General features: G+C 46.6%; 19 protein-coding genes. 4 read left to right on the top strand and 15 right to left on the bottom strand.

The features are described from left to right. Window positions 1-1,164, bottom strand: a complete 1,164-nt coding sequence (bioF, locus tag DD616_RS09940; protein ID WP_208872240.1) for an 8-amino-7-oxononanoate synthase — start codon at window positions 1,162-1,164, stop codon at window positions 1-3. Next, the gene (bioB, locus tag DD616_RS09935) at window positions 1,136-2,188 is read right to left on the bottom strand and encodes a biotin synthase BioB (RefSeq protein ID WP_017048088.1); all 1,053 of its coding nucleotides are present in this window, start codon (window positions 2,186-2,188) and stop codon (window positions 1,136-1,138) included. The genes bioF and bioB overlap by 29 nt, the downstream gene beginning before the upstream one ends. Before the next feature lie 134 nt (window positions 2,189-2,322). Between bioB and bioA the strand changes: the two genes are divergently transcribed. Next, complete coding sequence (bioA, locus tag DD616_RS09930; RefSeq protein ID WP_208872239.1) at window positions 2,323-3,612, top strand: adenosylmethionine--8-amino-7-oxononanoate transaminase; 1,290 nt, start codon at window positions 2,323-2,325, stop codon at window positions 3,610-3,612. A 79-nt stretch (window positions 3,613-3,691) separates the two neighbouring features. On the opposite strand, the gene serS is transcribed toward bioA, so the two are convergent. The 4 genes from serS to DD616_RS09910 all read right to left on the bottom strand — a co-directional run bounded on the left by serS (window position 3,692) and on the right by DD616_RS09910 (window position 7,931). Next, on the bottom strand, window positions 3,692-4,999 hold the full coding sequence (serS, locus tag DD616_RS09925; protein ID WP_013856507.1) for a serine--tRNA ligase: 1,308 nt from the start codon (window positions 4,997-4,999) through the stop codon (window positions 3,692-3,694). A gap of 102 nt (window positions 5,000-5,101) precedes the next feature. Then, window positions 5,102-6,451 (bottom strand): replication-associated recombination protein A, encoded by a 1,350-nt coding sequence (locus DD616_RS09920; protein WP_026028684.1) that lies wholly within the window; start codon window positions 6,449-6,451, stop codon window positions 5,102-5,104. A 30-nt stretch (window positions 6,452-6,481) separates the two neighbouring features. Beyond that, complete coding sequence (lolA, locus tag DD616_RS09915) at window positions 6,482-7,084, bottom strand: outer membrane lipoprotein periplasmic chaperone LolA (RefSeq protein WP_208872238.1); 603 nt, start codon at window positions 7,082-7,084, stop codon at window positions 6,482-6,484. Between the two features lie 190 nt (window positions 7,085-7,274). Continuing rightward, window positions 7,275-7,931 (bottom strand): YecA family protein, encoded by a 657-nt coding sequence (locus DD616_RS09910; RefSeq protein WP_170895398.1) that lies wholly within the window; start codon window positions 7,929-7,931, stop codon window positions 7,275-7,277. Window positions 7,932-7,993: 62 nt separating this feature from the next. Between DD616_RS09910 and dusC the strand changes: the two genes are divergently transcribed. After that, window positions 7,994-8,950, top strand: a complete 957-nt coding sequence (gene dusC / locus DD616_RS09905) for a tRNA dihydrouridine(16) synthase DusC (protein ID WP_208872319.1) — start codon at window positions 7,994-7,996, stop codon at window positions 8,948-8,950. A 101-nt stretch (window positions 8,951-9,051) separates the two neighbouring features. Here the strand turns inward: dusC and DD616_RS09900 are convergent, their stop codons facing one another. The 4 genes from DD616_RS09900 to yfbV form a co-directional block, all read right to left on the bottom strand. Next, window positions 9,052-9,846, bottom strand: coding sequence for an ABC transporter ATP-binding protein (locus DD616_RS09900; protein ID WP_010319725.1), 795 nt, complete (start codon window positions 9,844-9,846; stop codon window positions 9,052-9,054). After that, complete coding sequence (locus DD616_RS09895) at window positions 9,843-10,787, bottom strand: ABC transporter permease (RefSeq protein WP_208872236.1); 945 nt, start codon at window positions 10,785-10,787, stop codon at window positions 9,843-9,845. The genes DD616_RS09900 and DD616_RS09895 overlap by 4 nt, the downstream gene beginning before the upstream one ends. Before the next feature lie 59 nt (window positions 10,788-10,846). Beyond that, complete coding sequence (locus DD616_RS09890) at window positions 10,847-11,812, bottom strand: ABC transporter substrate-binding protein (protein WP_017048094.1); 966 nt, start codon at window positions 11,810-11,812, stop codon at window positions 10,847-10,849. Between the two features lie 358 nt (window positions 11,813-12,170). Beyond that, window positions 12,171-12,623 carry a terminus macrodomain insulation protein YfbV gene (gene yfbV, locus DD616_RS09885; RefSeq protein WP_013856500.1) on the bottom strand — a complete coding sequence of 151 codons (453 nt, stop codon included), beginning with the start codon at window positions 12,621-12,623 and terminating at the stop codon, window positions 12,171-12,173. A gap of 348 nt (window positions 12,624-12,971) precedes the next feature. Between yfbV and DD616_RS09880 the strand changes: the two genes are divergently transcribed. Together DD616_RS09880 and pta are read left to right on the top strand one after the other, a co-directional pair. Further along, complete coding sequence (locus DD616_RS09880) at window positions 12,972-14,168, top strand: acetate kinase (protein WP_013856499.1); 1,197 nt, start codon at window positions 12,972-12,974, stop codon at window positions 14,166-14,168. A 172-nt stretch (window positions 14,169-14,340) separates the two neighbouring features. Then, on the top strand, window positions 14,341-16,485 hold the full coding sequence (pta, locus tag DD616_RS09875; protein ID WP_013856498.1) for a phosphate acetyltransferase: 2,145 nt from the start codon (window positions 14,341-14,343) through the stop codon (window positions 16,483-16,485). A 79-nt stretch (window positions 16,486-16,564) separates the two neighbouring features. Here pta and DD616_RS09870 read toward each other — a convergent pair whose 3' ends face one another. The 5 genes from DD616_RS09870 to oppB all read right to left on the bottom strand — a co-directional run bounded on the left by DD616_RS09870 (window position 16,565) and on the right by oppB (window position 21,518). Further along, window positions 16,565-17,515: a glutathione S-transferase family protein gene (locus DD616_RS09870; protein WP_029388200.1), complete on the bottom strand. Its 951-nt coding sequence runs from the start codon at window positions 17,513-17,515 to the stop codon at window positions 16,565-16,567. Between the two features lie 181 nt (window positions 17,516-17,696). After that, window positions 17,697-18,689 (bottom strand): murein tripeptide/oligopeptide ABC transporter ATP binding protein OppF, encoded by a 993-nt coding sequence (gene oppF, locus DD616_RS09865; RefSeq protein ID WP_010319732.1) that lies wholly within the window; start codon window positions 18,687-18,689, stop codon window positions 17,697-17,699. Further along, a complete protein-coding gene (locus DD616_RS09860) occupies window positions 18,686-19,657 on the bottom strand; it encodes an ABC transporter ATP-binding protein (RefSeq protein WP_010319733.1) in 972 nt (323 codons plus the stop codon). Before DD616_RS09860 ends, oppF begins: the two co-directional genes overlap by 4 nt. Window positions 19,658-19,679: 22 nt before the next feature. Beyond that, on the bottom strand, window positions 19,680-20,582 hold the full coding sequence (oppC, locus tag DD616_RS09855; protein ID WP_026028150.1) for an oligopeptide ABC transporter permease OppC: 903 nt from the start codon (window positions 20,580-20,582) through the stop codon (window positions 19,680-19,682). A gap of 15 nt (window positions 20,583-20,597) precedes the next feature. After that, a complete protein-coding gene (gene oppB, locus DD616_RS09850; RefSeq protein WP_013856495.1) occupies window positions 20,598-21,518 on the bottom strand; it encodes an oligopeptide ABC transporter permease OppB in 921 nt (306 codons plus the stop codon). Between the last annotated feature and the right edge of the window lie 95 nt (window positions 21,519-21,613).

Raw genomic sequence — 21,613 nt, 5'->3', positions numbered from 1 at the left:
TCAGCTCTCCTCTAGCGCACGTTGCAGTTGTGTGGTTAGTTGCTCTATGTCAGCAATAGTGTGGTTGGCGGTTAGAGTGATACGCAATCGGGCACTGCCTTGAGCCACCGTTGGTGGGCGAATCGCGGTCAACCAACACCCGTGATGTCGCAATTGTTCGGCGATATTCAATGCTGTTTGCGCCTCACCAACAAGGTAGGGTTTGATTGGCGTTAGCGTTTCAACATAGCCATCAAAACCTTGCATGGATTCAGCGTAATAAGCTTGCAGCTCAGTCAGTTTTTCTCTGCGCCACGGCTGCTGAGTAACCATTGAAATAGCATGAGTTACTGCATAAGCTTGCGCTGGCGGCATGGCTGTAGAATAGACGTGGTGACGAGCAAACTGCGTAAGAAAGTCACCCACCTCTTGATTGCATAAGATAGCTGCACCCGATAACCCCAAGGCTTTGCCAAAGGTCACCACTAAGAGCTGTGGTTTTATTCCTGCCGCACTGCAACTGCCTGCCCCACCCTCGCCCAACACACCGATGCCGTGTGCATCATCGACTGCCAACCACGCTTCACCTTGCAGTGCATCCGTGATTTCGCACAGCGGTGCACAATCACCATCCATGCTAAAGACCCCTTCAGTCACCACTAACGTATGACTATCGCGGTTAAACTGTTGCTTAAGATGAGTGACATCGTTGTGCCGAAAACGCTTCATACTGGCTGCGCAAAGCATTCCTGCTTCCATCAAAGAGGCGTGGTTAAGTTTATCTTGCAGTAGCAAATCGTCTTTATTGAGCAGGCTAAACAGCAGTGCCTGATTGGCACTAAACCCCGATCCAAACAAAATGGCTCGCTCATAACCTAGCCACTCACACAAGTTAGCTTCAAGGTTGCGATGGGCTGAGCTAAAGCCTGTGACCAAAGGAGAGGCACCACTACCGCAACCATACATACTCAGCCCTTGCTGCCAAGCGGCAATCAATTCTGAGTCGTGCGCAAGGCCAAGGTAATCGTTACTGGAAAAGTTAAGATACTGGCGGCCATCTTTGCACAATCGAACCTGGTTGCCCCCCTCAAGCTCGATAAGAGAGCGAGAAAGCCCAAGATCGCGACGAGCACTGAGCGCCGCTGAAATACGTGAATTAAACGCTGGCATCGTAGAAAAGATCATCTTTAGTAGGACGAGCTGCCACCCGTTTTACGACACGTTCAAGCAACTCACTTTCTGCAATTTCATCCGGTTTTTGGCTCACTTGTTGGCTATTGATACCCAGTTTCTTAAATAACTGCATATCGCTATCTTCATCAGGATTAGGAGTCGTTAGCAACTTGCAACCGTAGAAAATGGAGTTTGCACCTGCCATAAAGCACAGCGCTTGCATCTGCTCATTCATATTTTCACGTCCAGCCGATAAACGCACCGCCGATTGTGGCATCATGATCCGAGCAACGGCAATCAGACGAATAAAATCAAACGCTTCGACATCTTCGGCTTGCTCTAACGGTGTGCCTTTCACTTTGACCAGCATATTAATCGGTACACTTTCAGGATGGGTTGGTAAGTTCGCTAATTCCACCAACAGGCCAGCGCGGTCATTAGCGCTCTCTCCCATACCGATAATTCCCCCAGAGCAGATCTTCATTCCTGCATCGCGCACGTGCGATAAGGTATCAAGGCGATCTTGATAGGTTCGGGTGGTGATAATGTTGCCATAGTATTCAGGTGAGGTATCTAGGTTGTGGTTGTAATAATCAAGCCCTGCACTGGCCAACTCGCTTGCTTGATCAGGCGTTAGCATGCCCAACGTCATACACGTTTCCAAGCCCATCTCTTTCACGCCACTGATCATCTCTTTCAAGAGAGGCATATCACGCGCTTTCGGGTTTTTCCACGCCGCTCCCATGCAAAAGCGGGTCGACCCAGAGCGCTTCGCTTTTTGCGCTGCGTCTAACACCCGCTCGACTTCCATCAACCGTTCTTTATCAACATCAGTCCGATAATGCGCACTCTGCGGGCAATATTTACAATCTTCAGGACACGCCCCCGTCTTAATAGAAAGTAACGTGCTGACTTGAACATAATTTTTGGGATGGTATTGACGATGTACTTGCTGCGCTTCAAACAGTAGATCCATAAACGGCTTTTCGACCAGTGCGTTCACCTCAGCAACGGTCCAGTTATGACGAACTTCCACATCTCTTCCTTATTCAGTTTTATTATTTTGTTGCTTGGCTAGTCTACTGACAAGCGATAAACTGTCAACAAGCAAAGAAAACATAAGTTTACGTTTGATTGATTTTTAAACAAACCCGGCAATATGGACTGATCATGGATTTACTCTTCGACCGCCAACATATCTGGCATCCCTACACTTCAACGCTGACGCCATTGACTTGTTATCCCGTCACTCACGCTCAAGGTGTCCATCTTTATTTGGAAGATGGGCGACGCTTGATTGATGGAATGTCCTCTTGGTGGGCAACTATTCATGGTTATAACCATCCTCACCTTAATTACGCTGCGCATCAGCAAATTGATAAAATGTCACACGTGATGTTTGGCGGTATCACACATCAACCCGCCATTACGCTTTGTAAAAAATTACTGGCATTAGCGCCAAGCAATCTTGAGCACGTATTTTTAGCCGATTCTGGCTCTGTCGCCGTGGAGGTCAGTTTAAAAATGGCGCTGCAATACTGGCATGCAAAAGGTCAACCGCGAGCGAAATTTCTCACCTTACGCCATGGCTATCACGGCGATACGTTTGCCGCGATGTCAGTCACTGATCCAGATAATTCAATGCATTCGCTCTACAAAGGTTTTTTGCCGCAGCATATTTTTGCCGATTCGCCAACTTGCGGTTTTTGGGATGAGTGGGATGAACGCGATCTCGATGATTTTCGAGATAAAATAATGCACTCTCATCAAGAGCTTGCGGCGGTGATTTTAGAACCAATTGTGCAAGGTGCTGGCGGTATGCGTATCAGTCATCCTCAGTTTTTAAAAGGCGTGCGCGCACTTTGCGATCAATATGGTTTGCTACTGATTGCCGATGAGATTGCAACTGGATTTGGCCGTACTGGAAAGCTCTTCGCCTGCGAGCACGCTAATATCGCGCCTGATATTTTATGTGTCGGTAAGGCCTTAACGGGTGGCTATATGACGCTTTCGGCCACACTGACGACCAAGCAAGTCGCCGATACGGTTTGTGCTGGCGAAGCGGGCTGCTTTATGCATGGGCCAACCTTTATGGCTAATCCATTGGCGTGCGCCGTCGCCTGCGCTAGCTTAGAGCTCATCGAACAGGGCGATTGGCAACAGCAAACCCAGCGTATTGAAGCGCAATTTGCTCATTTACTGCCCATGCTTAACCGTTTTGAGATGGTAAAAGAGACGCGCTGGCTGGGCGCTATCGGCGTGATTGAAACGCATCGCCCTGTCAATATGGAAGTCATTCAAGCGCTATTTGTTGAGCAAGGGGTCTGGATCCGTCCTTTTGGCTGTTTAATCTATGTGATGCCACCGTTTATTAGCCAAGTAGATGACATTGAAAAACTGATCAACGCTGTAGCGGTGGCATTGCAAAATTCGCAATGCTTTCAAATCGATGGGGCTTAAATAGAACCGACATAGAATATTGATGCATAAAAAAACCGACTCGCAAGTCGGTTTTTTTACTGTGTTTAACGCATCATGATTAACCGATATGCGTTGCGCCACCCATGTATGGTTGCAGTACGCTAGGAACGGCAATACGGCCATCGGCTTGTTGGTTGTTTTCCAAAATGGCTACCATAGTACGACCCACAGCAAGGCCTGAACCGTTCAGCGTGTGTACAAGCTCAGGTTTATTGCCGCCTTTGCGACGGAAACGGGCTTGCATACGACGCGCTTGGAAATCCCACATGTTTGAGCAAGAGGAGATCTCACGGTATGTGCCTTGCGCAGGAACCCACACTTCTAGATCGTAAGTTTTGCGAGAGCCAAAGCCCATGTCACCTGCACACAACACCACTTTACGGTACGGCAGTTCAAGCAATTTCAGCACTTTTTCCGCATGACCAGTTAACTCTTCCAGCGCCGCCATTGAATCTTCTGGGCGCGTAATCTGAACCAATTCGACTTTATCAAATTGGTGCATACGGATAAGACCACGTGTATCGCGACCATACGATCCCGCCTCAGAACGGAAACAAGGTGTATGAGCCGTCATTTTAAGTGGCAGATCGGCTTCGTCAGAAATGGTGTCACGCACCAAGTTCGTTACCGGTACTTCAGCCGTTGGGATAAGAGACAGTTTACGTGGCTCTTCATCATTCACTTTTTCAGTTAGTGGCTCAGTATGGAATAGGTCTTGACCAAATTTAGGTAGCTGACCAGTACCAAACAGGCTGTCAGCGTTGACAAGATAAGGGACATACATTTCTGTATAACCATGTTCTTGTGTGTGCAAGTCCAGCATGAACTGAGCAATCGCACGGTGTAGGCGAGCAAATTGGCCTTTCATCACGATAAAGCGAGCGCCAGTAATTTTAGTCGCACTAGCAAAATCTAAACCACCGGCCATTTCGCCAAGATCAACGTGATCTCTGAGCTCAAAATCGTAAGTTTTAGGTTCGCCCCAACGAGAAACTTCTACGTTGTCATTTTCATCTTTACCGTCAGGAACCGATTCATCTGGTACGTTGGGTACAGACATAGTAATCGCATCCAATTGTGCTTGGATGTCATTCAACTGCGCTTTTTTCGCGTCTAAGTCACTGCCTAGAGAGCCGATTTGTAGCTTGACTGCTTCTGCGCCCGCTTTGTCGCCGGCGGCCATTTTTTGGCCAATTTCTTTGGAGATGGAGTTGCGCGAGGATTGTAAATTTTCAACTTCTACTTGAATGGACTTACGTTGTTCTTCAAGTTGACGAATTGTCTCAACGTCGAGTTTGAAACCGCGACGCGCTAATTTTGCAGCTGTTTCATCCAGCTCAGTGCGAAGTAATTTAGAATCCAGCATTGCTAATCCTATGCTTTTAGTTATGAAAAACGCGCCTACATCCCTTTCTAATAAGAGCGACGCGTAGAGAAAATTGAACCCGACAAAGATAACGAAAAGAGACTATTTTTCATAGCGCTTTTGTGGGCTTTTTGCATCTAAACTGGCCAAGTAATCTAACTTTTCACCAATTTTGGTTTCTAACCCTCGATTTGTTGGCTGGTAGTAGCGTGTATCGCTCATTTCAGGCGGCAAATAACTTTCGCCAGCCGCGTAAGCTCCCGGTTCATCGTGGGCATAGCGATATTGTGCTCCATAACCAAGATCTTTCATCAAACTGGTTGGTGCATTACGCAAATGAGGCGGCACCTCATACTCTGGCAAATTATGCGCATCAGCTAAGGCTTGCTTCCACGCGCTATACACGGCATTACTTTTAGGCGCGCACGCTAAATAGACAATCGCTTGTGCAATAGCACGTTCACCTTCCGCAGGACCAACGCGGGTAAAACAGTCCCAAGCAGCGAGCGCCACCTGCATGCCTCTTGGGTCGGCGTTGCCAACATCTTCCGAAGCTATCGCCAATAAACGACGAGCGATATAAAGTGGATCGCAACCTGCTGCGATCATTCTGGCCGACCAATACAGCGCCGCATCGGGGTTGGAACCTCGAATCGATTTATGCACCGCAGAGATAAGGTCGTACCAAATATCGCCTTTATTATCAAAGCGCGACACTTTTTCGCCTGCCACTTCGGCCAACAGTTTGAGCGTAATGAGCTTTTCACCTTGCGCATTCTCTTCGGCCATGTCGTACAGCAGCTCAAGATAATTGAGTGACATGCGCGCATCACCATTGACCAATTCAGCCAAACGTTCGAGCACGTTATCCATAAACTGCGCTGCAACTTTACCTAAACCGCGATCGGCATCGTTGATTGCTTGATTGAGCGCCAGCAAAATTTCATCGCTAGCCAGCGAGGTTAATTTGTACACCCGAGCACGAGATAGCAAAGCGTTGTTGAGCTCAAAAGAGGGATTCTCTGTCGTGGCACCAATGAAAGTCACAGTGCCATCTTCAATGTGTGGCAAAAAGGCATCTTGTTGAGATTTATTAAAACGATGCACTTCGTCTACAAACAAAATAGTACGTCGACCCGCCATTTTATTTTCGCGTGCTTTTTCAATGGCAGCACGGATCTCTTTAACGCCAGAAGTCACCGCAGAAACACGTTCAACCTCTGCATTGGCGTAATTCGCCGCCACTTCAGCCAAGGTCGTTTTACCCGTACCGGGCGGCCCCCACAAGATCATCGAATGAATATGACCGGCCTCTAATGCACGCCGCAAGGGTTTACCCACGCCTAAAATGTGCTGCTGGCCAATATACTGCTCAACCGTCTGAGGGCGCATTCTCGCGGCCAACGGACGGAAATCTTCATCACCCGAAAAATCTAAGCTGTAGTTACCCACACTATAGTTACTCACGCCTTAGTCCCTATTTCAATTACGTTGATCATCAACCTCGACACCTTGCGGGATCTGGAACGTGAAACGCGCTTTGGCGGCCAGTGTTAGTTGTACATCGCTAAACGTAAACAGACTCTTCTGCCCATCTTGTTCAATCACGTTAAAACCTTTCACGATCCCTTTCTCATCAATCGCTATCTGAAACTGCCCTTGGTTTGAATCTACCGCGGTTGGCGTTAGGGTGAAATCATCACCGTTTTGTGCAACCTTGTAATGATCCCAATCACTGGCGCGATTACGAGTCAGCAACACAAAAGGAGTTTGTTCCGTCGCTTGTTCTTGATTATAAATACTCACTTGTTCGATAAATGGGCTGTAATACCACAAGGTTTTACCATCAGACACCAGTAAGTTTTCATCAGGAGCGGTCGTTTGCCAACGGAAAAGGCTTGGCCGAACAATATCAACTTTCCCCTGACCTTCCATCACAATATCACCTTCAGGGCTGATCACTTGCTGGGCAAAGGTAGCGCTAAAACCAGCGTTCAGCGCGAGGCGTTGGCTCAACTCCTCTTTTGGCGCAGCCAAAACAGCGACAGAAAAACTACACAGCAACAGGGCTAACACTCTTTTCATGATTACCACACTCCATGGATAACAATTTTTTGTCTATAACGTTTTCTATAACGTTTATTGATAAGGCCCTCTTCTCTTAAGAAGAGTTCGCTTATCAGAACAACTTATTTATCAGAATAACTCGTTTATAAGGGCTTATTTGCTTGGGTTTGTCAGCGTTTTGTTGAGATTAAACCTCAGGCGGCGTACTTTACTGGCCACAGCACTGTTTGAATTTTTTGCCACTGGCGCACGGACAAGGATCATTGCGTCCAATCTCTTTAAATGGGTTAACCCGCTGCGTTTTCATGCCGAGCATTAATTCATCAGCCATTAACGCCACTTCAGTGATCATGACATCCAACTGCTCAGCAAAATCACTCAAACTGGGTGGTGTTGCAAAACCCGCTTCGCTCATCTGCTGCTGTGTTTGTGTTTCATCGATGGCTAACATGAAGGTGGTCAACAAAGCTTGCAGCATGCGCAGGCTGCCATCACCAATTGGAGTCTCTAACCATTGCGGTTCAACGACTGGCCAGACGCTCATAAACCCTTCAGCAAAATCAGCCCACTGAGTCGCATTATCTAGCAAGGCTAACGCCGAATATTCGCTACGTTTGAGCAAGTTATATTGCAGATTAATTTGCGCCATCACCGCTGGTTCAAGTGCTTTGACTTGCTCCCCCACTAAAGGTTCTAACCAAGTTGTGGGTTCTAACGGCTTAGTGGCGAAATTGGATGCCAAAATAGCCCCTTCAAAAAAATGAGCGGATTGAGGAGCTGATTGAGGAAGAGAGAGCAATAAGTAGGTCATGAAAATCTGTACAGTTAAAATGGTTGACCAGGGATTATATACCAACTCTTGCATTTAGTGACTTTTGATTCGGTAACCACTACAATCTCGCCTCGAATTTTTAAGGCGAAATGATGATGCGTGTAATTTTGGGCCCAATGGAGGGTGTGCTAGACCACTTGATGCGTGAACTGCTCACCCAGATGAATGATTACGATCTGTGCGTGACTGAATTTGTGCGTGTCGTTGACCAATTATTGCCTGACCACGTTTTTTATCGCCTTTGTCCTGAACTGAAAACAGGCTCAAAAACACAAGCAGGTGTTCCCGTGCACGTTCAACTGCTCGGCCAAGAGCCACATTGGATGGCAGAAAATGCCGCACGAGTTGCTGAATTAGGCGCGCACGGCATTGACTTTAATTTTGGTTGCCCAGCGAAAACGGTCAACAAACACAAAGGCGGTGCGGCGCTGTTACAACATCCGGAATTGATTTATCAAGTGGTAAAATCATGCCGAGATGCGGTACCGAAAGCGATCCCTGTTTCGGCTAAAATCCGCTTAGGTTGGGAAGACCCTAACGACTGCTTTGAAATTGTCGATGCGATTGAACAAGCTGGAGCAAACGAGCTCACAGTTCATGCCCGAACAAAAGCGGGCGGTTATCGCGCCAGTGAAATTAAGTGGGATTACATTAATCAGATACGCCAGAAGACGTCTCTGTCTCTGATCGCTAATGGCGAAATTTGGAACTATGACGATGGTCAAGCCTGTATTAAAGCGACGGGCGTAGAGTCATTGATGGTTTGTCGAGGCGCATTCAACGTTCCCAATTTAGGCAATGTGGTGAAACATAACCATAAAGTGATGCCTTGGCATGAAGTGGTTGATCTGCTCCTGCGCTATTCGCAATTTGAAATTAGAGGCGATAAAGGCTTTTACTATCCCAACCGAGTCAAGCAATGGTTTACCTACTTGCGTCAAGAATATCCTCAAGCTAACGAGCTATTTCGCGAAATCAGGACCTTCACCAAATCGGAACCCATCGTGGAGCACATTCAGCGTTACCGTGATCGGTTACAAAACACGTTGTAATGCGTTTTCTTCAGGCTTTCTCAACCTCACGCCGAGAAAGCCTGTTGCTGCTTAGTCAACCACTGTGTTAACTAACCCTCTGTGATAACGAAATAAAACCATTAACTGAGTAGAAGGCTATCATCTGCCAGCTCTTCGCCTCGAACTTTCGAAAACATTTCCAGTAGATCAGGCACTTTCATATTGGCACGCTGCTCACCAGACACATCAAGAACAATTTCACCTTGGTGAAGCATCACAGTGCGATCACCACACGCTAAGGCATCTTTCATCGAGTGCGTTACCATCATCACAGTCAAGTTAAATTCTTTGACGATTGTTTTGGTCAAATCAATAATAAAGGCCGCCATTCTAGGGTCCAGAGCCGCAGTGTGCTCATCAAGCAGTAACAATTTACTGTCAGATAAGGTTGCCATCACTAAGCTAACCGCTTGACGCTGCCCACCAGACAGTAAGCCGATGTTATCGCCTAAGCGATCTTCTAATCCCAAACCAAGGATAGCGATTCGCTCTTGAAACAACTTGCGACGTGATGAAGAAAGTGACAGCCCCCACCCTCGGCGCTTGCCGCGCATGTAGGCTAAAGCCATATTCTCTTCAATGGTTAAATCACCACATGTACCGGCAAGTGGGTCTTGGAACACGCGAGCGCATAAACGTGCACGCTGATCCACGCTCTGGCGCGTGACATCGACTTCATCGATGAGTACTTTGCCTGCCATCATGGGCGTTTCGCCCGTTACAGCGCCTAATAAGGTCGATTTCCCTGCACCATTTGAGCCAATCACAGTTAAAAATTGATGTTCAGGTACTTCGAGGTGAACACCTCTTAACGCTCTATTTTCTAAAATTGTGCCAGGGTTAAACGTGACTTGAATATCTTCTAAACGAATCATAATGTTTCTCCTGACGCTTTATCCTGCTTAGCAACAACCGACTTCTGAGCAGGAGAATTACCCTTTTTTACTTTGAAGTTCCTTTTCATTTTTGGCGCAATCAGTGCAATGGCCACCAGCACAGCAGTAACTAAGTTAAGATCAGACGCCTGCAAACCGAACATGCCCGAGCTCAAAGCAAAGGCGACCGCTAAACGGTACAGCACTGAACCGACGATGACCGCCAGCACTGCAACCCAGATCCGGCGCCCAGGGATCAACGTCTGCCCCAAGATCACAGCGGCAAGGCCAACGACAATCGTCCCTACGCCCGAAGTTACATCAGCAAAACTGTTGGTTTGCGCAAACAGTGCCCCAGCAAAACCGACAAAACCATTCGATAACGCAAGAGCAAAATAGGTATAAAACGAGGTGCTTCCGCCTTGTGCTCTCACCATGCGGGCATTAACGCCCGTAGCACGCAGTCCAAGTCCAAAGTCACTGTTTAATAATCGCACCACAAACCAGGCCGAAATCAAGACCAATACACCCACGACCAGCGGGCGAATGTAAACCGAGTCACCCATGGCTTCAAAGGGCGTAAGAATGGTCTCCTCCCCAAGCAGAGCAATATTGGGGCGTCCCATAATACGAATATTGATGGAGAAGGCGGCAATCATGGTGAGAATCGACGCCAATAGATGCAAAATACCGCAGCGAACCGCAAGAAATGCAGTCACCCAACCGGTAAAGGCACCCGCAAGTATTGCCATTCCTGTAGCTACCCAAGGGTTAATACCTGCCACAATCGCCGTTGCGGCCACCGCAGCGCCCATCGGGAAGCTGCCGTCAACGCTTAAATCGGGGAAATCAAGGACACGGAAAGTGAGGTAAACACCCAATGCCACTAATCCGTACAGCAGCCCTATCTCTAGAGCGCCAAAAAAAGCAAAAGCAGACATAACAACTCCTTTCTCTGCTTAAACAGAGCTAAAGCCTTCGCTCTAGCTCTGAATGGTCTTTATTTTACGCTCGTAGCACGATCAAGTACTGACTGAGGAATCGTTACGCCCAGTTTTTCCGCTGCGGTTTTGTTGATCATTAAATCAGACCCTTTGGCCACTTTAACATCCAATTTACCCGGTGCTTGTCCTTCCAAGATAGCGACAACATAGTCCGCGGTTTGTACGCCAATTTGGTAATAATCAAAGCCAAGGCTAGCAATCGCTCCGCGTTCAACATAAGAGGTTGCTGCGCCAAATACTGGGGTCTTAGCTTGGTTTGCCGAAACAATCATCCCTTCAATCGCACTGGCGACGGTATTATCAATCAAGGCATAGATAATGTCTGATTTTGAGGCAATCGCCTGTGTCGCAGTTTGTACGTCTGCGCTTTTTAAGGCTGTCGCTTCAATAAGTTTAATGCCATGTTTTTGAGTGCTCGATTTAAGCAGTTCCATCAAGCTCACTGCATTGGCCTCACCGGGGTTATACACTACGCCGATAGATTTCACGTTTGGCATGATCTCTTTGATCAGCTCAATGTGCTGTTCAACTGGCGATAGATCAGAAAGCCCGGTCACGTTCTTACCCGGTTGCTCAAGTTTTTTTACCAATTTAGCACCGACAGGATCGGTCACCGCCGTGAACACGACAGGAATAGTTTTGGTTGCAGAAACGAGCGCTTGCGCCGTGGGGGTTGCGATGCCGACTAACACATCAGGATTTTCCCCGACAAATTGGCGCGCAATTTGAACAGCAATGGCTGGGTTGCCTTGCGCGGTTTTAAAATCAAAATCGAGATTTTTGCCTTGTTCATAACCTTTTGCTTTTAAACCATCAAGTAAACCTTGTCTGGTTGCGTCTAAAGCTGGGTGCTCAACAATTTGCGATACGGCGACTTTCGCTGTTTTGGCCATGATGCTTGTGGAAGAGAGTAATACTGCTCCTGCAAAAACGGCGGTAACAATGGCTTTGCCTGCTTTCATCTTAACTCCTTGATTTAAGCATTATACCCTTCCTACTTAAAGCGGTAGCAGTGCTAGCAAATGCGCTCATCCCGTTAAACACAGTTAACCTGTGCCACATTAGGATTCATCCCATTGCAGATTGCTTACAACTTCATATTGTTTGGGTATACATGTTGGATGTTGTGTTTTTAATATTTTTATGTACGCGCACTGAGCGTCGCTGACAACATTATTACCAGTAACTCAGGCTAAAGGGAAGTGAGGTTTAACAGTAAAGTAACAAAAAGAGAGATAAGAATAAGGCGAAAGTTGAATAACAAAGAGGAGTTCACTGCGGAAGTCCTCTTTGCCTTTTATTCACATGCTACCTGGGTGGCTAGAACCAGCGTTCTAACGCGGCGTCATCTAACTGACGGAATGCTCGGTTGAGGATAGCAGCCAGCTCTTTGTATCTCGGCTTCGCTTTGATTGGCTCTAAAGCAAAACCAGTATCGACAATCTTCTGGTACAGCTCTCGGTACCACCCAGCAAGCGAAGGTGGAAGTTGGGTATTGGCGCGGTTTCCCAGCCACCACATACCTTGTAGCGGTAAGCTTATGGCAAAAAGTGCCACTACCACTGCTTGGGGCATCGCCTGTGTATTTTCAAAAACCATCTGTGTCAGTACACTGATTGCGGCGATAGCTGGCATAGCCTTCACGCCAAAACGCGTGGCTTTAATGATCCGTTGCTCAGGAAAAATGAGGCCTAGCTCTTTGCGCACAGGCCAAACATCCATATATTTCTGACCATCTTTCAGGCTGTGAACGATTCCAACTTTGTTATTCATAGCGCGCCCTCACTCTCGATGCTGCCCATTCAACTAAAAAATAGTTTAATGATTCAACTAATCTAGTAAAAAATTGATAGAAGTTAATATTATTTCAATTTTTTTTTGTTATATTGGCCCATTATCGCTATTCTTTGCGAGCCCTCAATCTCATTGTTGCCGTTATTTACAATTTAGGCAACTCCGAGATGAAATCTGCAAGGAATGCATCGACGACTTTACGTTAAAAGCCCCGTCTTATTATACGGAAATTCAAGTTTTATTGACCAAGATTAGTAGCGCTCCACAACGGTTCTACTATTCTTGTGAATGATTTTTATCCTAACCGATTATTACAGGTAGTCACACATGTCTAAGCTAGTTTTAGTTTTAAACTGCGGTAGTTCTTCTCTTAAATTTGCTGTTGTCGATGCAGAAACAGGTGCTGAGCACCTATCAGGTCTTGCTGAATGTCTTCACCTTCCTGAAGCACGTATCAAGTGGAAACTTGACGGTAAACACGAAGCGCAACTAGGCGAAGGTGCAGCGCACGAAGAAGCACTCGCGTTTATGGTTGAAACTATTCTTGCTTCTAAGCCAGAGCTTAAAGCTAACCTTGGCGCTATCGGTCACCGTATCGTACACGGTGGTGAGCAGTTCACTCAATCTGCACTTATCTCTGATGATGTACTGAAAGGTATCCAAGACGCAGCAACCTTTGCACCGCTTCATAACCCAGCACACATCATCGGTATCGAAGCCGCTAAGAAAAACTTCCCTGAGCTTCAAAACGTAGCTGTGTTTGATACTGCGTTCCATCAAACTATGCCTGAAGAGTCTTTCCTATACGCTCTTCCGTACAATCTATACAAAGAGCATGGTATCCGTCGTTATGGCATGCATGGTACTTCACACTTATTCATCACTCGTGAAGTTGCAGGCCTACTCAACAAGCCAGTTGAAGAAGTTAACATCATCAACTGTCACCTAGGCAATGGTGCTTCTGTTTGTGCGATCAAAAACGGTCAATCAGTTGATACTTCAATGGGCCTAACGCCGCTTGAAGGTTTGGTGATGGGCACACGTTGTGGTGACATCGACCCTGCAATCATCTTCCACCTGCACGATGCACTGGGTTACTCTGTTGATCAAATCAACACTATGCTAACCAAAGAGTCTGGCCTACAAGGCTTAACTCAAGTGACTTCGGATTGCCGTTTTGTTGAAGATAACTACGGTGAGAAAGAAGAAGCGACTCGTGCAATGGACGTGTTCTGCCACCGCCTAGCAAAATACGTGGCTGGCTACACAGCAAGCCTTGACGGTCGCCTAGACGCTATCGTCTTCACTGGTGGTATCGGTGAGAACTCAGGCCCTATCCGTGAAATGGTACTAAACCGTTTGGCTATCTTCGGTATCGAAGTCGACAGCGCAGCAAACCTAAAAGCACGTTTTGGCGGCGAAGGTGTGATCACAACGGCAAATAGCCGCATTCCAGCTATGGTTATCTCGACCAATGAAGAGCTAGTGATTGCTGAAGATACTGCTCGTCTGGCAGGTCTTTAATTGACTTTCTGGCTAACTCTCTGAGTTAGCCAGTTTTTTACCGGGGCTCAACCCTTAGTTTCTAGCGATTTAGGTCAGCAGGCTTATTTCCGAAGAAGGTCATGTTGGGCTTTGTTCCTTTTTCAATCTAGTTTCGGTTAGATTGATTTCAATAGTTTGAGGTACTCTACTCATGTCCCGTACTATTATGCTTATCCCTATCAGCGCTGGTGTTGGTCTTACCAGCGTGAGCATGGGTGTCCTTCGCGCCATGGAGCGTAAAGGTGTTAGCGTTTCTTTTTATAAGCCTATTGCACAACCTCGCTCGGGTGGCGATCAACCTGATCTCACTTCAACGATTATCGGTCGCAACAGCGACATCAGCATTGCAGAACCGATGATGATGTCAGCGGCAGAAACGTTGATCGGTAGCGAAAAGATGGATGTGTTGCTTGAAACCGTCGTTGAGCGTTACAACCACATCAATAAAGATTCTGAGGTAACGCTGATTGAAGGCCTTGTGCCAACACGCAAACACCCATTCGCGAACCAAGTGAACGCAGAAATTGCCAAAACACTGGGCGCAGAAATTGTGTTTGTCGCGACACCGGGAACGGACAACCCAACTCAGTTGAAAGAGCGTATTGAAGTTGCGTGCTCAAACTTTGGTGGAACAAAAAATAAAAACATTTCAGGTGTGATTATCAACAAGCTTAATGCCCCTGTTGATGAAGCAGGCCGCACTCGCCCTGACTTATCAGAAATTTTTGATGATGCAGATAGCGCGAAACAAGCCAATTTAGAAGTGATGCAGATCTTCAACACCAGCCCAATTCGTGTGTTAGGTTGCGTGCCTTGGAGTATCGATCTTATCGCGACTCGTGCTATTGATATGGCCAAACACCTGAAAGCTGAAATCATTAATGAAGGTGAAATTAAGTCTCGCCGTATTAAGAGCATCACTTTCTGTGCGCGTTCTTTGCCACACATGATTGAGCACTTTAAGCCAGGGTCACTCTTAGTGACATCGGCCGATCGTCCTGACGTGATTGTTGCCGCCTCTCTGGCCGCAATGAATGGCGTTGAAATTGGTGCGGTGCTGCTGACTGGCGGTTACGACATGCCACAAGAGATTGTGAACCTATGTAAACCAGCCTTTGAAAGCGGCTTGCCTATTTTTAAAGCGCAAGGTAACACTTGGCAAACGTCACTCAACCTACAAAGCTTTAGCCTAGAAGTTCCAGCTGACGATAAAGAACGTATCGAGTTCATCAGCGATCATGTTGCTAGCCACATCGATGGCCCTTGGATTAATTCGCTTACTGAGGGCACGCAAGGTATTCGTCGCCTTAGCCCACCAGCATTCCGTTACCAGTTAACTGAGTATGCTCGTCGTGCAGGTAAACGTATTGTGCTTCCTGAAGGGGATGAACCACGCACAGTGAAAGCGGCATCTATTTGTGCTGAGCGCGGTATTGCGACTTGTGTTTTACTTGGTAACCCTGACGAAATCCGCCGCGTTGCTGCGCAGCAAGGTGTTGAGTTAGGTGCTGGCGTTGAAATTATCGATGCTGACTCAGTGCGCGAAAACTACGTTGCTCGCTTGGTTGAACTGCGTGGTTCAAAAGGCATGACAGAAGTTGTGGCTCGTGAAAAACTGCAAGATTCAGTATTCCTTGGCACAATGATGCTTGAAGCGGATGAAGTTGACGGTTTGGTTTCTGGTGCGGTTCATACCACAGCCAACACCATTGTTCCTCCATTCCAAATCATTAAGACCGCGCCAAATGCCTCAATTGTATCCTCTATCTTCTTCATGCTATTGCCTGATCAAGTGTTGGTATACGGCGACTGCGCCATCAACCCAGATCCAAATGCTGAACAGCTTGCTGAAATTGCGATTCAATCGGCCGATTCTGCGGCAGCATTCGGCATTGACCCGCGCGTGGCGATGATTTCCTACTCGACGGGTGAATCAGGTAAAGGTGCTGATGTAGATAAAGTGCGTGAAGCGACGCGCATTGCTCAAGAGAAACGTCCAGATCTTATTATCGACGGTCCTCTGCAATACGATGCTGCAATCATGGAAAACGTGGCGGCTTCTAAAGCACCAAACTCTCCAGTCGCTGGTAAAGCAACGGTATTTGTCTTCCCTGACCTAAACACAGGTAATACAACTTACAAAGCTGTACAACGCTCAGCAGACCTTGTTTCTATCGGTCCAATGCTGCAAGGCATGCGTAAACCAGTAAACGATTTGTCTCGCGGTGCATTGGTTGACGACATTGTTTACACAATCGCGTTGACGGCGATTCAAGCAAGCCAAGAAACAAAATAAAATTCTTAGCCTAACTTGCTGATTAAAAGGCTCTTATGTATCACATAAGAGCCTTTTTTATAGCACACTTCCACCCTCGTTATAACCCAATAAAGCCGCGCTCATGGGGCGTATCAAGATCAAGATCCGGCCCCTTAGGTACCACTTGCGTTGGGTTAATGCCGATATGGCTGAAATAATAGTGGCGTTTGATGTGGTAAAAATCGGTCGTTTGTTTGATACCGTCGATTTGGTAAAGCTCTTTTAAGTAACCGCTTAAGTTCTCATAATCGGCAATACGCTGTTTATTGCATTTAAAATGCCCGACGTAAACAGCATCAAAACGGATAAGTGTAGTGAATAAACGCCAATCCGCCTCGGTGATCTGGTTACCGACCAAGTAGCGATACGTCGCTAAATGATTGTTGACCTTATCTAATGCCGTAAAGAGTGCATCATAAGCATCGTCATAGGCCTCTTGCGTGGTCGCAAACCCACATCGATAAACGCCATTATTAATATTGGGGTAGATATACGCATTCCATTCATCGATAGCTTTGCTGAGTGCTTGCGGATAGTAGTCTTGCTGGTTACCCGTTAACTCATTAAATGCACTGTTAAACATGCGAATAATCTCAGAAGATTCATTGCTAACAATGGTATTGGTCTTCTTATCCCACAACACAGGTACAGTTACTCGCCCTGAATAATCTACCTTTGCTTTGGTGTAGATTTGATGGAGCTTGGTATAGCCGAACAGAGGTTCAGGAATGCCAAAAGACCAGCCTTCACTTAGCATGTCAGGACAAACGACCGTAACATCAATGTGTTCGGTGAGTGATTTGAGTTGGCGAAAAATCAATGTACGGTGAGCCCAAGGGCATGCCAAAGAGACATACAAATGATAACGGCCCGATTCTGGTTGAAATCGTGCATCTGGCTGGCTGTCGACCCAGTGTCTGAATCCTGCGTCTTCGCGTACAAAATGCCCAGCGCTGCTTTTGGTGTCATACCAAACATCGTGCCAGACGCCTTCAACTAATTTTCCCATGATCTCCACTCCTCATTCCGATGACTTTTTTATTATAAGTAGGATAGAAAATGGTAAAACCGGAGGAAGTTGTCCTTGTTATTCAGAAATTTTGAACAGTGCGATTTACCCCCGCTAAGCGCACAGATAAAAAAAGCGCGACCCAGAAATGCGTCGCGCTTAAGCCTGTCACAGGCTAAATTTAGAGCTCGACATGCAAACAAGACACAGCATGTTCATCACTACCTTTAATTTGCGGTTTTTGCTGTGCGCAAATTTCCGTCGCTTGAGGACAGCGGGTACGGAAAACACATCCAGAAGGCGGGTTGATTGGCGAGGGTAAATCCCCTTCTAGCATCTGAATTTTCTTAGCACGCTCCAGTTTTGGATCTGGAATTGGCACAGCCGACATCAAAGCTTTGGTGTAAGGGTGTGATGGATTCGCAAACAACGCCTCAGAGGTGCCAAGCTCGACCGCATTGCCTAAATACATCACGAGTACACGATCAGAGATGTGTTTAACTACCGATAAATCATGGGCAATAAAAACCAAACTTAAACCAAGCTCATTTTGCAGCTCTTTGAGCAGGTTAACCACTTGCGCTTGGATTGAAACATCCAAAGCAGAAACTGGCTCATCACAGATGATCATTTTCGGTTTTAAAATGAGCGCACGGGCAATACCAATACGTTGACACTGACCACCAGAGAATTCATGGGGATAGCGGTTAATGACGTTCGGCAATAAACCGACTTTTGTCATCATCTCTTTTACACGATCCTTTACTTCTTGCTTCGAAAGTTCTGGATAAAAGGTTTGAAGTGGCTCTGCAATAATATCGCCAACCGACATTCTTGGGTTCAATGACGCCAGTGGGTCTTGGAAAATCATCTGAATTTGCTTACGGGTTTTGCGACGCTCAACCTCATGCATTTTCGTCAAATCATTTCCTAGCCACACCACTTCACCCTCGGTGGCTTCGACTAAACCAATGATCGCTCGCGCAAAAGTAGACTTTCCGCAACCTGATTCGCCTACTACACCGAGAGTTTCACCCTCATATAGGCGCACATTAACGCCATCTACGGCTTTTAGGTTGGATGGTTTAGACCACGGCCACGCGGATTTAGAGGCAATGTTGAAGTGAACTTTGAGGTTCTTTACATCCAGTAATAATGGTTTTTGTTCGCTCATTTAACCCAAGCCTCCCAATCAGAAAAACAGGCACGTTGGCGACCATCGGCAAATGGCAATAAAATAGGTGCTTCACGTTTACAGCGTTCTGTCACTCGGTGGCAGCGCTCTTGATAAGGGCAACCCGGTGGCAATCGTAGCAAGTTAGGTGGGTTTCCAGGAATTGTTGGTAATATTTCACCTTCCGTATCCAAACGAGGAATGGCTTTTAATAAACCTTCAGCGTAAGGGTGACTCGGGTTGTAGAAAATCTCATCCACAGAGCCATATTCCATCGTACGCCCTGCATACATTACCAATACTTTGTCACATGAACCCGCAACCACACCCAGATCATGGGTGATCATGATAATAGCGGTATTGAATTCGCTTTTGAGTTCATTCAACAAATCCATAATTTGGGCTTGCACCGTTACGTCCAATGCGGTGGTGGGTTCATCGGCAATCAGTAACTTAGGCCGGCATAACAACGCCATTGCAATCATAACGCGTTGACGCATACCACCAGAAAACTCATGCGGATACATGGTAATTCGCTTACGCGCTTCGGGGATTTTAACCGCCTCGAGCATACGTACCGACTCTTCAAACGCAGCCGACTTACTCATTCCTTTGTGCAGCATCAGCACTTCCATCAACTGCTCGCTGACCTTCATATAAGGATTCAGTGACGTCATTGGATCTTGGAAGATCATCGCAATTTGTTCAGCGCGCACTTTGTTCAAGGCTTTTTCTGGCAAATTGAGGATCTCTTTCCCTTCAAATTTTGCGCTACCCGTGATAATACCATTTTTGGCAAGTAGACCCATAATAGCGAACACGGTTTGCGATTTACCAGAGCCAGACTCCCCTACGATACCGAGGGTTTCGCCTTGCTCCAGTGAAAAAGTTAAATCGTTGACAGCGGTAACAATACCATCTTGAGTGGTAAATTCGACCCGCAGATCTTTGACATCTAATAAGCTCATTATTGCTTCCTTAATCTTTTAATTATCGGTCTTTAGGATCAAGCGCATCGCGCAGACCATCACCGACATAGTTAAAGCAAAACAGGGTGACCACCATGAACGCGGCTGGGAAAGCAAGTTGCCAAATAGCGACTTCCATTGTTTGTGAACCTTCTTGTAGAAGTGCTCCCCAGCTTGTCATCGGCTCTTGAACACCAAGACCAAGGAAAGATAAAAATGACTCTGTCAAAATCATACTTGGGATCAACAGCGTCGAATAGACCGCTACAATACCCAACACGTTTGGCACAATATGACGTGTAATAATTTTCCAGTTGCTGACGCCACACACATGCGCCGCTTCAATAAACTCTTTGCTGCGTAGGCTCAAGGTTTGGCCACGCACAATTCGCGCCATATCAAGCCATGCAATTGCACCGATAGCGACGAAGATAAGCACGATATTGCGGCCAAAGAACGTGACCAACACAATAACAAGGAACATGAAAGGAACAGCGTATAGAATCTCCAAAATACGCATCATAATGCGGTCTACTTTACCGCCAATGAAGCCCGACGCCGCACCATAAAGTGTGCCGATCAGAACAGCAACCAACGCGCCCATTACGCCAACCATCAGCGAAATTCGCCCACCCACTAAGGTACGCACATACAAATCACGCCCAAGGCTATCGGTGCCGAACCAATGATCCGCATTGGGCCCAACGTGCATTGAATACCAGTCCGTATTGTCATAGGTATACGGGGCCATCATCGGTAGTACGATCACCGCAAGGGTCATCATCGTCAAAATACACAAACTGACCATTGCCGCTCTGTTACGCATAAAGCGAATTCGCGCATCTTGCCATAAGCTGCGGCCAGCTATTTCTAAGTTTTCAGAAAACTTCTCAACCGCGGCTAGGTTTTCTCTTTTCGTTAACATAACCATACGTCCCTGTTAGTAGCGAATTTTCGGGTCAATGACCGCAAGCAAAATATCAACAATGGCGTTGAAAAGAATAAATAGGAAACCAATTAAAATGGTTACACCCATCACCAATGAGTAATCGCGGTTAAATGCAGCGTTAACAAACAGCTTACCGATACCCGGTAGACCGAAAATCGTTTCAATCACCACAGACCCCGTAATAATACCGACAAACGCAGGCCCCATATACGACACAACAGGCAGTAAAGCTGGCTTCAAAGCATGGTTAACAACGATATAGGGATAACTCAACCCTTTCGCGCGTGCCGTGCGAATAAAGTTACTGTTGAGTGTTTCTATCATTGAGCCACGGGTGATACGGGCAAAGGTGGCAATATAGAGCATCGACATACCCAGCACTGGCAGTACTAAATATTGGAAACTTCCATCTAACCAACCACCAGCCGGGAATATTTTCCAATGCAAGGAGAAGAGATAAATTAAAGCTGGGGCGAGAACAAACGACGGCATCACCACGCCAATCATTGCCGTCGACATGATGGTGTAGTCAATCCAAGTGTTGTGTTTTAGTGCGGCAATCGTACCAATGGAAACACCCGCGATAACGGTAAAAATAAAAGCGATAAAGCCGACTTTTGCCGAGACAGGCAAGGCAACGGCGATCAATTCATTCACCGTATAATCTTGGTATTTGAATGATGGGCCAAAATCACCTTGCAAAATATTGGTCAAGTAGGTGAAGTATTGCTCAGACACGGGTTTGTCTAAGCCATATTTGGCTTCAATGTTGGCCATCACTTCCGGTGGTAAAGGACGTTCGCTTGAGAATGGGTTACCAGGAGCGAAACGCATGAGAAAGAAAGATACCGTGATCAACACCAACATGGTTGGTATCGCTTCTAATATCCTTTTTGCGATGAATTTAAGCATAAACTCACTCTTTCAGTCTGTGACAATGAAAATTAGAAAGACGCTGCATGTAAATTACTATCTGAAGATAGCTACATGCAGTGTCTAAGTCGTTA

This window comes from Vibrio anguillarum (assembly GCF_003390515.1).
GTDB classification, from domain to species: domain Bacteria; phylum Pseudomonadota; class Gammaproteobacteria; order Enterobacterales; family Vibrionaceae; genus Vibrio; species Vibrio anguillarum.
The sequence above is the reverse complement of the archived record's forward strand: the minus strand, read 5'-3'. Positions and strand labels throughout refer to the sequence as shown.